Genomic DNA, 12,389 nt, shown 5'->3' on the forward strand with positions numbered 1-12,389 from the left:
CGGCAACGCTGCGGCGCGCTCAACGCGCATAGTCGCTACGCTCCGGAGCTAATCCTCTTGATTCTTGCACCGCTTAGGGCGAAAACCCAGCCCTATGAGCACTCTCTCCGACGCTATCGCGCTGCGGCGCACCTTCGCCATCATCTCCCACCCCGACGCCGGCAAGACCACGCTGACGGAGAAGCTGCTGATGTTCGGCGGCGCCATTCAGATGGCCGGCGCCGTGCGCGCCAGGGGCGAGCAGCGCCGCACCCGCTCGGACTGGATGGCCATCGAGAAGGAGCGCGGCATTTCGGTGTCGGCCTCGGTGATGAGCTTCGAATATTCGGGCCTGTCCTTCAACCTGCTGGACACCCCCGGCCACGAGGACTTTTCCGAGGACACCTACCGCACCCTGACCGCCGTGGACTCGGCCGTCATGGTGCTGGACGCCGCCAAGGGCATCGAGACCCAGACCCTGAAGCTGTTCGAGGTCTGCCGCCTGCGCGACGTGCCCATCATCACCTTCGTCAACAAGGTCGACCGCGAGGGCCGCGAGACCTTCGACCTGCTGCACGAGGTGGAAAAGACCCTGGCGCTGGACGTCTGTCCCGTCACCTGGCCCATCGGCATGGGCCGTGACTTGAAGGGCGTCTACGACCTGGTCAACGACCGGGTGATCATGTTCGACCCCGGCCGCGGCGACCATATCGCCGAGATCAGCGTCGATGCCTCGCTGGACAGCCCCAAGCTGGACGAGGTGCTGGGCAAGGCCGCCGCCGACCGCCTGCGCGAAGAAGTGGAACTGGTGCGCGGCGGCTATCCCGAATTCGACCTGGAGTCTTTCCGCGCCGGTCACCTGACCCCGGTGTTCTTCGGTTCGGCCTTGAAGACCTTCGGCGTGGCGGAACTGCTGAAGGGTATCGGCCAGCTGGCGCCGCCGCCGGTGGCGCGGCCCACCGACAAGCGGGTGGTGGAGCCCGACGAGGCCAAGGTCAGCGGCTTCGTGTTCAAGGTCCAGGCCAACATGGACCCCAACCACCGCGACCGTATCGCCTTCTTCCGCATCTGTTCGGGCCGCTTCAAGCGCGGCATGAAGGTCAAGCACGTGCGCTCGGGCAAGGTGATGGCCCTGGTCAACCCGGTGTTCTTCCTGGCCCGCGACCGGGAACTGGCGGAAGAAGCCTTCCCCGGCGACATCATGGGCATTCCCAACCACGGCCAGCTGCGCATCGGCGACACGCTGAGCGAGTCCGAGGACATGAACTTCCTCGGCATTCCCACCTTCGCGCCGGAAGTGCTGCGCCGGGTGCGCCTCGATGATCCCATGAAGGCCAAGCAGTTGAAGAAGGCTTTGGAGGATCTGGCCGAGGAGGGCGTCTCCCAGGTGTTCAAGCCCCTGGACGGCTCCACCTGGATCGTCGGCGTGGTCGGTCCGCTGCAGTTCGACGTGCTGACCACCCGCATCGAATCCGAATACAACATCAAGGCCGGGTTCGAGGATGGCGGCTTCGTCACCGCCCGCTGGGTGGCGGCCGACACCGAGGCCGAGATGAAGCGCTTCATGGACGGCAACAAGTCCAACATGGCCGAGGACCGTGACGGCGGCATGGTCTATCTGGCGCGCAATTCCTGGCAGCTCAACCGCGCCCAGCAGGATTTCGAGAAGATCCGCTTTACCGCCACGCGCGAGCAGCATTGAGCCGCGAGGGCATGATGCGGTCCTGCCGCATCATGCCCTGATCGGGTGGCTCAGCGCTCGCGACGCTCCTCGCGATGCTCGCGCCGGTCCTTGTCGTGCTCGCGGCGATCCTCGCGCATCTCCCGGCGATCGTGCTGCCGCTCCTTGCGGTCGTCCTTCAGTTCCTTGCGGTCCTTGCGCAATTCGGCGCGATCCTTGGCCACGGCGTCCTTGTCGCCGTCCTTCCTGTCCTTGCGCAACTGGTTGCGGTCCTGGACCTCTTCCCGCCGGTCCTGGCCGATCTCGCGGTTGTCGCGGCGCATTTCCTGGTGGTCCCGGCGCATCTCGCCCTGCTGGGCGGCGGCCGGCAGGCTGGTCAGCAGGGGGATCGCGGCCAGCAGGGCAAACAGGGGCTTGTTCATTTCAGGTGGCACTCCGAAGGGTGGACGTGACGCCATCAAGCCATGGCTTTGCGGCGAAAAAATGGACGTCACGGGGCGGCGGGAATGTCCACGGTGAAGCGTGCCCCGCCCTCATCGCGGTTCTCGGCGCGGATGGCGCCGCCATGGGCCTCGACGATCTGGCGCGAGATGGACAGGCCCAGGCCGGAATGGGTGCCGAACTTCTCGCCCTCGGGCCGCTCGGAATAAAAGCGCTCGAAGATGGCGTCCAGCTTGTTGGCCGGAATGCCCGGCCCCTGGTCCTCGACCACCAGGGCGATGCGTCCGCCGTCGCGGTGGGCGGCAAGGCGGATCAGTCCGCCGTCCGGGCTGAACGAGGCAGCATTGGCGATCAGGTTGCGCAGCACCTGCACCAGACGGGACTCGATGCCCTGAACCGTCAGGGCGTCGCCCTCGGGCCGCTCCACCTCGAAGCGCAGCCCCCGATCCTCGCAGGTGCCGCGATAGATCTCGGCCAGGGTGTCGAGCATGGCGGCCAGGGCCACCGGCCCGGTCTCGGCACGGCTCATCTCGGCGTCGATGTGCGACGCGTCCGAGATGTCGCTGATCAGGCGGTCCAGGCGCCCCACGTCGTCCAGGACGATGGACATCAGCCGGGCGCGCTTGTCCGGGTCTTCGATGCGGGCCGCCGTCTCCACCGCCGAGCGCAACGAGGTCAGCGGATTCTTGATCTCGTGGGCCACGTCGGCGGCGAAGGCCTCGATGGCATCCATGCGCCGCCACAGGGCCTCGGTCATCTCCTTCAAGGCCACCGATAACTCGCCGATCTCGTCCTTGCGGTGGGACAGGTCGGGGATGGCGTGAACCCGCCCTTGGCCATGGCGCACCCGCTCGGCGGCCAGGGCCAGACGGCGGATGGGGCGGGCGATGGTGCCGGCCATGTAGAGCGACACGCCGATGGTCAGGGCCAGCGAAACGGCGAAGGCCTGCAAGATGGCGATGCGCACCTGGAACAGCGAGCGGGCGATATTGGTGCCGTCGGCGGTGATCAGCAACGCGCCCACTACCTGCTTGTAACGCTGGACCGGCACCGCCACCGACAGCATCAGGGTGCCGTTCTTGCGGGTGCGCACCGCCCAGGCGGCGCGCCCGGCCATGGCGCTCATGGCTTCCTCGAAATCGTCGGCCCGCGCATTGGCGATGTCGCGGTAAAGCGGCAGGGACTCGTCCCGGGGCATCCAGCGCGCCCAGCGGTCCCACTGCCGCGCCAGACGGTCGGTCCAATGGCGGGGAGTGGGCGGGGGCAGTTCCTCGATATAGATGGAGCCTTTGGCGCCGCCCACCACGCGGGAATCGGCGGCCAGTTCGCCCACCGCCCCGAACAGGCGGGCGCGGAACTTGGCGGGCTCGGACAGGCGACGCACCATCTGCTGCGCCATGGCGGGATTGATTTCGAAGAAGCCCATTTCCTCTTCGAACACCGCACCCTCGCCGATGGCGCCGGCCACCATCTCGGCCTGGGTGCCCAGCCCGTCCAGCTCGGCGCGGATCAGCCCCTGCTTGTAGCGGTCGAGATACATCACGCCCACCACCAGCACGATGGGCGCCAGCAGGTTGACCGCCAGGATGCGCCGGGTCAGCGGCGAGGCGAGCAGGCGCCAGCGGGGCAGGCGCCGCCGGGGGGCGGTGGCCTCACTCGTCACGATAGCGATAACCGACGCCGTACAGGGTTTCGATCTGGGCGAAGTCGTCGTCCACCTCGCGGAACTTCTTGCGCAGCCGCTTGATGTGGCTGTCGATGGTGCGGTCGTCCACATAGATGGACTCGCCATAGGCCGCATCGATCAACTGGTCGCGGTTCTTGACGTGGCCGGGACGCATGGCCAGCGACTTCAGCAGCAGGAACTCGGTGACGGTAAGGTCGACGGGCTTGCCCTTCCAGGTGCAGATATGGCGGCCGGGGTCGAGCACCAGCAGGCCGCGCACCAGGGTCTCGCCTCCCTGCTCGGCGCCTTCGGCATTGGCTTCCAGGCGGCGGATCAGGGTGCGGATGCGCTCGATCAGCAGCTTCTGCGAGAAAGGTTTCTTGATGTAGTCGTCGGCACCCATGCGCAGGCCCAGCAACTCGTCGATCTCGTCATCCTTGGAGGTGAGGAAGATCACCGGGATGGCCGATTGCTTGCGCAGGCGCTGCAGCAGCTCCATGCCGTCCATGCGCGGCATCTTGATGTCGAGCACGGCCAGGTCGGCCGGCTGGCTGGTCAGGCCGCGCAGGGCCTCGGCCCCGTCGGTGTAGGTGCGGACCTTGAAGCCCTCGGCCTCCAGCGCCATCGAGACCGAGGTCAGGATGTTGCGGTCGTCATCGACCAGGGCGATGGTATGGGACACGGCTGAACCCCTTTGCAATTGACCTGTCATCCCGAGCGGATGCAAGGGATCTCCGTTTGCTCGGACGGGCCGGAGCAGGAGGAGATCCCTCGTCGCTATGCTCCTCGGGATGACATCTGAAGACAAGCCCCGGGAATGGTTTGCATCCCGATCATGGCGAAATTATAGTGCCCGGCGATGGTTCCCCGCGACCGGCGACGGCGCGGGGTGAAAATGGGAACGCGGTGAGGCACCCGAAAAGGGGGCCGATTCCGCGACTGCCCCCGCAACTGTAGGCGGAGAGGTTCCGGCCCTGAGAGATGCCACTGGCCCGAAAAGGGCTGGGAAGGCTATGCCGGACCCAACGACCCGCGAGTCAGGAGACCTGCCATCATCGAGAGTCGCTTGCGAGCCCGTCCGGCCGGGGTGTGCCGTCGGGTCTGTTTTCCGTTTCGCGGCGACTGGCTTAGTCTCTCGACGAACGGAGTCCGTTTATCATGCATATCATGGAAGGTTTTCTTCCCGCCGGGCATGCCCTGGCCTGGACCTGCGTCGCCGCGCCCTTCGTGGCGCTGGGGGCGCGCTCGCTCAAGCGGATCGTGGCCGAACGGCCCGAGGCGCGTCTCAATATCGCGGCATCCGCCGGCTTCACCTTCGTGCTGTCCGCCCTGAAGCTGCCCAGCGTCACCGGCTCGTGCTCGCATCCCACCGGCACGGCGCTGGGCGCCATGCAGTTCGGTCCCGGCATCATGGCGGTGATCGGCACCATCGTGCTGCTGTTCCAGGGGCTGTTGCTGGCCCATGGCGGGTTGTCGACCCTGGGGGCCAACGTGTTCTCCATGGCCATCGCCGGGCCGTGGGTGGCCTATGGCGTGTGGCGCCTTGCCGGCCGGCTGGGCGCGCCCGCCGCCGTGACGATTTTCCTGTCGGCCTTCCTGGGCGATCTGGCCACCTATGTGGTGACCTCGTTCCAGCTGGCCCTGGCCTTCCCTGATGCCCAGAGCGGCTTTGGCGGGGCCTTCGCCAAGTTCGCCGGCATCTTCGCCATCACCCAACTGCCCCTGGCCGTGGCCGAGGGGCTGGTCACCGTGGTGGTGATGAACGCGCTGCAGAGCCGCATGACCCCCGTGGAAGGAGCCAAGGCATGAGCGCGCGCACCAATTCCATGCTGCTGGGCGTGGCGGCGCTGATCATCGCCGCGCCGCTGGTCCTCAACCCTGCCGGCCAGTTCGGCGGCACCGACGATGCCGCCAGCGAGGTGGTGACCTCGTCCCATCCCGCCTACGAGAAGTGGACCGGGCCGTTGTGGCAGCCTTCCAAGGAAATAGAGGGACTGCTGTTCGCGGCGCAGGCCGCCTTCGGGGCCGGTCTGCTGGGCTACGTCATCGGGCGGCGGCACGGTCGTTCCGGCAAATGAGCCTGACCATTGACCGCCTGTCCCAGGCCGGTCGGTGGCGACAGCGGGCGCCGTCGGAAAAGGCGGTACTCGCCCTCGGCCTGCTGGCCCTGGCCCTGGTGCTGCCGCCCTGGCCGGGCGGAGCGTTGGTGTTGGGCGCCGCCTGGGGACTGGCCCTGGGCGGGGCAAGGCTCCCCCCGGGCGATTGGCTGCGTCTCAATCTCGTGCCGCTGGGCTTCGTGCTGACCGGCGCCGCCACCCTGGCGGTGGATTGGGATGCCCAGGGGCTGCATCTGGCCGCCGACCAGGGTCGCCGCGCCGCCGAAGTGGTGCTGCGCGCCTCGGCGGCGGTGTCGGCCCTGCTGCTGCTGGCGGCCACCACTCCGGCGCCCGATCTGGTGCGCGGCCTGCGCCGTCTGGGCCTGCCGCCCGAGATCGCCGAGATCATGTTGCTGACCTGGCACTTCCTGTTCCTGCTGCAGGATCAGGCCACCGCCATCCGCACCGCCCAGGAGGCCCGGCTCGGCTGGTTCGGGCCCCGGCGGCAAGTGCGCTCCCTGGGCCTGCTGATCGCCCAGTTGCTGCCACGCGCCATGGAGCGGGCACGGCGGCTGGAGGTGGGACTGGCGGCCAGGGGGTTCGACGGCTCGTTGCCCATGATCTCCACCGCCAATCCGGCCTCGGTGCCGGTGGTGGCGGTGATCCTGGGGGGCGAGGCGCTGCTGGCGGGGGTAAGCCTGTGGCTGGCGTGATCCTCGAGGCCGCGGGCCTCACCTATCGCTATCCCGGTGGCGTCGCCGCCCTGTCCGGCCTTGATCTGGGGGTGGAGCGGGGGCGGCGTCTGGCGGTGCTGGGCCCCAACGGGGCGGGCAAGACCACGCTGCTGCTGCACCTCAACGGCACCCTGAAGCCCTCGGCCGGCACGGTGCGGCTGGGCGGCGAGATCATGGGCTATTCCCGCGCGGCGCTGACCGGCTGGCGTCGCCGGGTTGGTCTGGTGCTGCAAGAGCCCGACGACCAGTTGTTCGCCGCCACGGTGGCCGAGGACGTCTCGTTCGGTCCGCTCAATCTCGGCCTGTCCGAGGCGGAGACCCGCCGCCGGGTGGAGGCGGCGCTGGACGCGCTGGGCATCTCGGATCTGGCCGGGCGGGCCACCCATATGCTGTCTTTCGGCCAGAAGAAGCGCGTGGCCATCGCCGGCGCCCTGGCCATGGAGCCCGAGGTGCTGTTGCTGGACGAGCCCCTGGCCGGTCTCGACCATCAGGGCGGCAAGCGGCTGCTGGCGGCGCTGGACGCCCTGGCCCGGGCGGGGACCACCCTGGTGTTCACCACCCACGAGGTGGACCTGGCCCATGGCTTCGCCGATCGGGTGGCGCTGTTCCGGGATGGCCGGGTGATCGCCCAGGGCGAGGCGGCCGAGGTTCTATCCGACCGGGAGTGCCTGGCGGCCTGCGGGCTGGAGATGCCGCTGCTGCTGGAACTCGGCGTGCGCACCCGTGACGAAGCCCTGGCCTTGCTGGCGGTGGGGCGGAAGGTGTATTAGCGATACCTCAACAAGTGAGGTTCCCATGCGCATCCTGACCACCGCCGCCCTTCTGCTGTCCCTGGCCTGTCCCGCCCTGGCCGCCGAGGTCAAGTCCATCTCGGCTCCCGAGGCGCTAGCGGCCCTGAAGAAGGGCGAGGTGGTGCTGGTCGACATCCGCCAGCCCGAGGAATGGAAGCAGACCGGAGTGCCCGACGGCGCCCGGCTGATTCCCATGCGCCATCCCGAGGGGGGGGCCGGCTTCGTGCGCGACCTGCTGGCCGCCACCAAGGGTGACCGCAACGCGCCCGTCGCCCTGATCTGCCGCACCGGCAACCGTTCCGGCGCCACGGCGCGGGCGCTGTCCGATGCCGGCTTTACCCATGTTCTCGATGTTTCGGAGGGAATGGCGGGTTCGGGCGCCGGGCCGGGCTGGGTCAAGCGCGAGCTGCCCATGACCCGCTGCCCGGTCTGCTGAGGAAATCGGCACAAACTCGACTCGCCGAAAGATTGGTCTTGGTCTAACGTAAGCCATGGCTGCCCGGCCGGCTGGTCGGATCTGGGGGCCCGGCGAGGGAGAAAACCATGAAGTTTACGATCGGTGCGACCTGTCTGGCGGTATCCCTTCTGGTGAGCGGCGCGGCTTTCGCCGGCGCCGATGATGCCAAGTGGGTGGCCAAGTGCATCAGCGACAATTCCGATGCCAAGGTTTCCGTCGACATCGTCAGCAAGTATTGCACCTGCATGAACAATAAGATGGACGACAACGAGACCAAGACCATCACCCAGTGGGAAAAGACCCATCCCGCCGAGATGAAGGCTTGCGAAAAGGAAGCCGGCTGGAAGTAACCGGCCGCATACGCGACAGGGCGGGCCCCAAGGGCCCGCCCTTTTTGTTTTTACCGCAGCGACGCCTCGATATTGCCGCCGTCCACGGTGACGGTGCAGGCTGTGACCTTGGAGGCCTTGGCCAGCCAGACGAAGGCGTCGGCCACGTCCTCGGCGGTGACCTCGCGGCCCAGCAGGTTGCCGCCCATGTAATCCTGTTCCGACAGGCCTCGCGCCGAGGAGCGGCTCTTGATCATGTCGTCGGTGAGCAGGCCCGAGCGGATGCGGTCGGCATTGACCGCGTTGGAGCGGATGCCGTCCTTGCCGTGATCCAGGGCGTATTGCTTCATCAGGAACAGGGTGGCGGCCTTGGGCAGGCCATAGGGGCCGAAATTCTTGCCCGGATTGACCGCCTGCTTCGAGGCGTTGAACAGCAGGGCGCCGCCGGTGCCCTGGGCCTTGAAGACGCGCACGGCATTCTGGGCCACCGCCTGATGGCCGAAGAAGTTCAGTTCGAACGAGGCGCGCAAGGTGGAATCGTCCACCTCGCCGACCGCGCCCTGCCAGGCGGCGCCGGCATTGCTGACCACCACGTCGACGCCGCCGAAGCGCTCGGCGACGCGGTCGAAGGCGGCGCGCACGCTGGCCGGGTCGGTGACGTCGCAGGCGATGCCAAGGGCCTTGCCGCCGCAAGCCTTGGCCGCCTTGGCCGCCGCGTCGGCATCGCGGTCGAGCACCGCCACTTCGGCGCCCTCCTTGGCAAAGGCCTTGGCGGTGGCCGCGCCGATCCCCGAGCCGCCGCCGGTGACCACCACCACCTGACGGGCCAGGGGCTTCTCGGCGGCCTTGCCCAGCTTGGCCTGTTCCAGCGACCAGTATTCCAGGTCGAACAGATCGGCCTCGCCCACCGGCTCAAAGCGGCCGATCGCCTCGGCGTCGGTGATGCTTTCCACCGTGTTGACGGCGATATCGGCGGCGATGGCCGCGTCCTTGGCGCTTGCTCCGATGCCGAACAGGCCCAGGCCGGGCACCAGGGCGACGCAGGGCTTGGGGTCAAGCTCGGTCTTGATGTTGCCCAGCCGCTGGTTGTTGCGGCTGAAATAGGCGTGGTACTTGGCCTCGAAGGACTCGATGGCCGCCTGCGCCGCCTCGGCCCATTCGGCGGTTTTTCCCGCCTCGGGGGCGGGCAGCACCACCGGCCAATTCTTGGTGCGGATGGTGTGGTCGGGGGTCACCACGCCCTGCTGGGAGTAGCGGCCGATCTCGGCGCCGTCCACATAGGCGCGGATAGCGTTGGAGGTGCGGAAGTCCAGAATCCGGCGCTTGGGGCCATTGGCCAGCAGGCCGCGCAGGATGGGCGCCACCTCGGCCAGGGGGGCGGGGTCCTTGGGCAGGCCCGTGGCGGCGACCAGGGGCTTGCGGCCCTTTTCCAGCCGCTGCTCGGCCAGGGTGACCATCTCGATCATCAGCTCATAGGCGGTCCTGGCATTATCGGCGAAGGTGAAGATGCCGTGCTTGACCAGGATCAGCCCCTCCACCGTGGGGTCCTGCTCGTAGATTTCGGCCGCCTTCTTGGCCAGGGCGAAACCCGGCATGATGTAGGGTACATAGCCCATGCGCGTGCCATAGACCTCGCGGGCCAGGGCTTCGCCGTCGGGCTGGTCCACCAGGGACAGCACGGCGGTGGAATGGGTGTGGTCGATGAACTTGTGCGGCAGAAAGCCGTGCAGCAGCGTTTCCACCGAGGGGTTGGGCGAGGCCGAGTTCATCAGGTTGCCGCGCTGGTAGTCCACCATGTCCTCGTCGGACAGGCTGTCCAGCCGGCGCAGCTTCAGCAGCGGGGCAAGGCGTACGGCGGGCAGGCCGGCGGGCTCGATATCGCCCATGTCCCAGCCCGAACCCTTGACGCACAGCACCTCGACCGTCTCGCCCAGCAGGTCGGTGACGGTGGTCTTGCATGAGGTATTGCCGCCGCCATGCAGCACCAGCCGGGGGTCGCCGCCCAGCAGGCGGGTGGTGTAGACGCGCAATGCCAGATCGCGGTTGACGCCTTCGGGCGCATAGCGCGTGACGAAGGACTCGGCATCTGCATCGGACCACAGGGATTTCATGGAGGACCTCGGAACGGGCGAAAATGGGAGGCGCGATTATTACGCCATGTTCCGGGGAGTGGGAAGAGGAAGGCTCAGGCCGGCTGGCCGAGGGCGCCGGAATTGGGGCCGCTGCGCAGGCGCTGGACGATCTGCAGCGTCTTGCGCGCCATGTTCACGGTGATGGCGGCGTGCTGGTCCGGATGCTCCAGGATCACCAGAGCCTCGCCCTCCAACTCGTCCAGAATATCATCGCCCAGGGTGTCGTTCCCACCATTGGCGCCCGGCAGCGTGTGCATGGCATCCCCGCAGAACCTATCCGCAAGAAGTAGGTATCATACGAAGGAGTAAAAATGCTACTGCTTTTTGTTCAAGCTTATACTTGCGTATAGGGCGTTGAGCGTATTCTCGACGGCTTCGGGGTCGAGGCGGATATCCAGCCACGACATGCCCCAGTGCAGATGAGGGCCGGTGGCCAGGCCGGTGGCGCCGATGGCGCCCACCAGATCGCCCCGGCGCACCTTGGCTCCGGCGACCACGTCCAGCCGCGACAGGTGGGCGTAGCTGGAGATCAGCCCCAGGCCATGGTCGATCATCACGGTGCGCCCGGTCAGGAACAGATCGGGCGCGGCCAGGACGACGGTGCCGTCGGCGCAGGCATGCACCGGCGCGCCGGCCGGGGCGGCGATATCCAGGCCGGAATGCGGCGCCCCGCCATTTCCGTTATAGACTCGCTGGCTGCCGAACACGCCGGAGACCGGGCCGTCGGCCGGGCGCAGGAATCCGCCCAGGTACTGGGGCTCCGGGGTGATGCGCTCGCGGATGGCGCGGACCATGGCCGCCTCGGCCTTCAGGCGGGCCAGGGAGGCGGCATCGGGTTCGGCCTTTTCCCGCGGCACCCCTTCGATGCGCTGAATCCGCCAGTCCCGACGCGAGACGGCCAGGGCGCGGACTTCGGCGCGTCCATCGGGCAGGGCGATCAGCAACTCGGCCGTGGCGGCGGCGTCGCGGCCGAAGCCCAGCAGGAAGCGGCCCTGGCGGTCGACCGGCACCGGACGGCTGTCCAGGCTGACCCGCGCCCCGGGATCGGTGGCCCCGGCCACCAGTCCGCCCTGCTCGGCCCGGCCGGTCAGCACGGTTCCGGCGGCGGCGGAACAGGTCCAGACAAGGGAAAGCAGCAGGACGACAGCCGCCATTGAGGCGGCGGCCAAGCGCGCTGAAGGCGCGCGCCCGGCGAGGGACTGACATAAACCAGGATCATTGCGCGTCATATTTGACGCTCAATGATCTATTTCGGCGCCCACATGAGCGTGGCATCGCCGCCTCCGTCCTTGTTGCACAATTCTGTGATGATGGCCGACGACACCCGGGTGGGGGTGACGCCATTGACGCTGAGCAGGCCCTTCTTCACCAGCTTCATGCCCGACGCCGAGCAGATGCGCGGCGGAACCCGTTCGGCGATGACCACCGGCACGCCGTTCATGGAGGTCACCCGGATGGCGCCGCCGAACAGGTGGGACGGCGGCGCGTTGCCCTGGGCGGATTCGACCATCTGGGCGACGAAGCGGTCGGTTTCGCTGCTGGTGCTCTCGGCCGGCTCCTGCGAGCGGCTCCACCAGATATAGCCGCCGATGGCCAGAGTCAGGGCGACCAGGGCGGCGGCGGCGATGCGCAGTCCGCGCCCCTCCTCCTGCTCTTCTTCCGTGACGCGGTGATGGGGCGGATGGAACTTGCCGTCCTTACTTTGGGCCCAGTTGTCGGTGACCGAGCGCGGCAGGCGCTGTTCCTTTGCGGCGCGCAGCACCTCGATGCAGCCCCGCGCCGCGATGCGCATCTCGTTGCGCTGAACCTCCGGGGTGTGCCCGGGCTTGACCTCGGCCATGGACTCCTGCACCCGGCGCCGCAAGGCGGCGCGCAGCTCCTTGTCGAAGGGACGGCGCAGCATCAGGTCCAGCGCCAGCAGGGTCAGCTGCTCCAGCTTGGCCGGATTGGTCACGCCGGGCATTTTCAGGATGATGGCTTGGAACAGGGCCTCCTGTTCCTCGGTGGTCGCCGGCTTCTCCACGGGATGATCCATCCTGTCCGTCCTGCAACCCACTCCCCATCGTCCTTAAGGTAGCTCCGG

General features: G+C 67.9%; 14 protein-coding genes and 1 riboswitch. Of the genes, 7 read left to right on the plus strand and 7 right to left on the minus strand.

All coding sequences use genetic code 11. The annotated features are described in order from the left end of the window. Positions 1 to 94: 94 nt before the first annotated feature. Complete coding sequence (locus AMB_RS01375; protein WP_043743111.1) at positions 95 to 1,681, plus strand: peptide chain release factor 3; 1,587 nt, start codon at positions 95 to 97, stop codon at positions 1,679 to 1,681. Positions 1,682 to 1,731: 50 nt separating this feature from the next. Here the strand turns inward: AMB_RS01375 and AMB_RS01380 are convergent, their stop codons facing one another. The 3 genes from AMB_RS01380 to AMB_RS01390 form a co-directional block, all read right to left on the minus strand. After that, positions 1,732 to 2,082: a hypothetical protein gene (locus AMB_RS01380; protein WP_043743114.1), complete on the minus strand. Its 351-nt coding sequence runs from the start codon at positions 2,080 to 2,082 to the stop codon at positions 1,732 to 1,734. Positions 2,083 to 2,150: 68 nt separating this feature from the next. Next, complete coding sequence (locus AMB_RS01385; protein ID WP_011382720.1) at positions 2,151 to 3,764, minus strand: stimulus-sensing domain-containing protein; 1,614 nt, start codon at positions 3,762 to 3,764, stop codon at positions 2,151 to 2,153. Further along, on the minus strand, positions 3,754 to 4,449 hold the full coding sequence (locus AMB_RS01390) for a response regulator transcription factor (protein WP_043743117.1): 696 nt from the start codon (positions 4,447 to 4,449) through the stop codon (positions 3,754 to 3,756). The genes AMB_RS01385 and AMB_RS01390 overlap by 11 nt, the downstream gene beginning before the upstream one ends. Positions 4,450 to 4,610: 161 nt before the next feature. After that, positions 4,611 to 4,836: riboswitch (cobalamin riboswitch) on the plus strand. 89 nt (positions 4,837 to 4,925) lie between these two features. Between AMB_RS01390 and AMB_RS01395 the strand changes: the two genes are divergently transcribed. From AMB_RS01395 to AMB_RS01420, 6 genes are all read left to right on the plus strand, one after another. After that, positions 4,926 to 5,576: an energy-coupling factor ABC transporter permease gene (locus tag AMB_RS01395; RefSeq protein WP_011382722.1), complete on the plus strand. Its 651-nt coding sequence runs from the start codon at positions 4,926 to 4,928 to the stop codon at positions 5,574 to 5,576. Continuing rightward, the gene (locus AMB_RS01400; RefSeq protein WP_011382723.1) at positions 5,573 to 5,845 is read left to right on the plus strand and encodes an energy-coupling factor ABC transporter substrate-binding protein; all 273 of its coding nucleotides are present in this window, start codon (positions 5,573 to 5,575) and stop codon (positions 5,843 to 5,845) included. The genes AMB_RS01395 and AMB_RS01400 overlap by 4 nt, the downstream gene beginning before the upstream one ends. Then, positions 5,842 to 6,576 (plus strand): cobalt ECF transporter T component CbiQ, encoded by a 735-nt coding sequence (cbiQ, locus tag AMB_RS01405; protein WP_011382724.1) that lies wholly within the window; start codon positions 5,842 to 5,844, stop codon positions 6,574 to 6,576. Before AMB_RS01400 ends, cbiQ begins: the two co-directional genes overlap by 4 nt. Then, positions 6,573 to 7,367: an energy-coupling factor ABC transporter ATP-binding protein gene (locus AMB_RS01410; RefSeq protein ID WP_011382725.1), complete on the plus strand. Its 795-nt coding sequence runs from the start codon at positions 6,573 to 6,575 to the stop codon at positions 7,365 to 7,367. The genes cbiQ and AMB_RS01410 overlap by 4 nt, the downstream gene beginning before the upstream one ends. A 25-nt stretch (positions 7,368 to 7,392) precedes the next feature. Beyond that, positions 7,393 to 7,824 (plus strand): rhodanese-like domain-containing protein, encoded by a 432-nt coding sequence (locus AMB_RS01415; RefSeq protein WP_043743119.1) that lies wholly within the window; start codon positions 7,393 to 7,395, stop codon positions 7,822 to 7,824. Between the two features lie 107 nt (positions 7,825 to 7,931). Then, positions 7,932 to 8,195, plus strand: a complete 264-nt coding sequence (locus AMB_RS01420; protein ID WP_011382727.1) for a hypothetical protein — start codon at positions 7,932 to 7,934, stop codon at positions 8,193 to 8,195. A 50-nt stretch (positions 8,196 to 8,245) separates the two neighbouring features. Here the strand turns inward: AMB_RS01420 and AMB_RS01425 are convergent, their stop codons facing one another. The 4 genes from AMB_RS01425 to AMB_RS01440 all read right to left on the minus strand — a co-directional run bounded on the left by AMB_RS01425 (position 8,246) and on the right by AMB_RS01440 (position 12,341). After that, positions 8,246 to 10,285, minus strand: coding sequence for a bifunctional aldolase/short-chain dehydrogenase (locus AMB_RS01425; RefSeq protein WP_011382728.1), 2,040 nt, complete (start codon positions 10,283 to 10,285; stop codon positions 8,246 to 8,248). 74 nt (positions 10,286 to 10,359) lie between these two features. Beyond that, complete coding sequence (locus AMB_RS01430; protein WP_011382729.1) at positions 10,360 to 10,563, minus strand: hypothetical protein; 204 nt, start codon at positions 10,561 to 10,563, stop codon at positions 10,360 to 10,362. A 57-nt stretch (positions 10,564 to 10,620) separates the two neighbouring features. Next, on the minus strand, positions 10,621 to 11,460 hold the full coding sequence (locus AMB_RS01435; protein WP_148207247.1) for a M23 family metallopeptidase: 840 nt from the start codon (positions 11,458 to 11,460) through the stop codon (positions 10,621 to 10,623). Positions 11,461 to 11,552: 92 nt separating this feature from the next. Further along, on the minus strand, positions 11,553 to 12,341 hold the full coding sequence (locus AMB_RS01440) for a hypothetical protein (protein WP_011382731.1): 789 nt from the start codon (positions 12,339 to 12,341) through the stop codon (positions 11,553 to 11,555). Between the last annotated feature and the right edge of the window lie 48 nt (positions 12,342 to 12,389).

The organism is Paramagnetospirillum magneticum AMB-1 (assembly GCF_000009985.1).
GTDB classification, from domain to species: Bacteria; Pseudomonadota; Alphaproteobacteria; order Rhodospirillales; family Magnetospirillaceae; genus Phaeospirillum; species Phaeospirillum magneticum.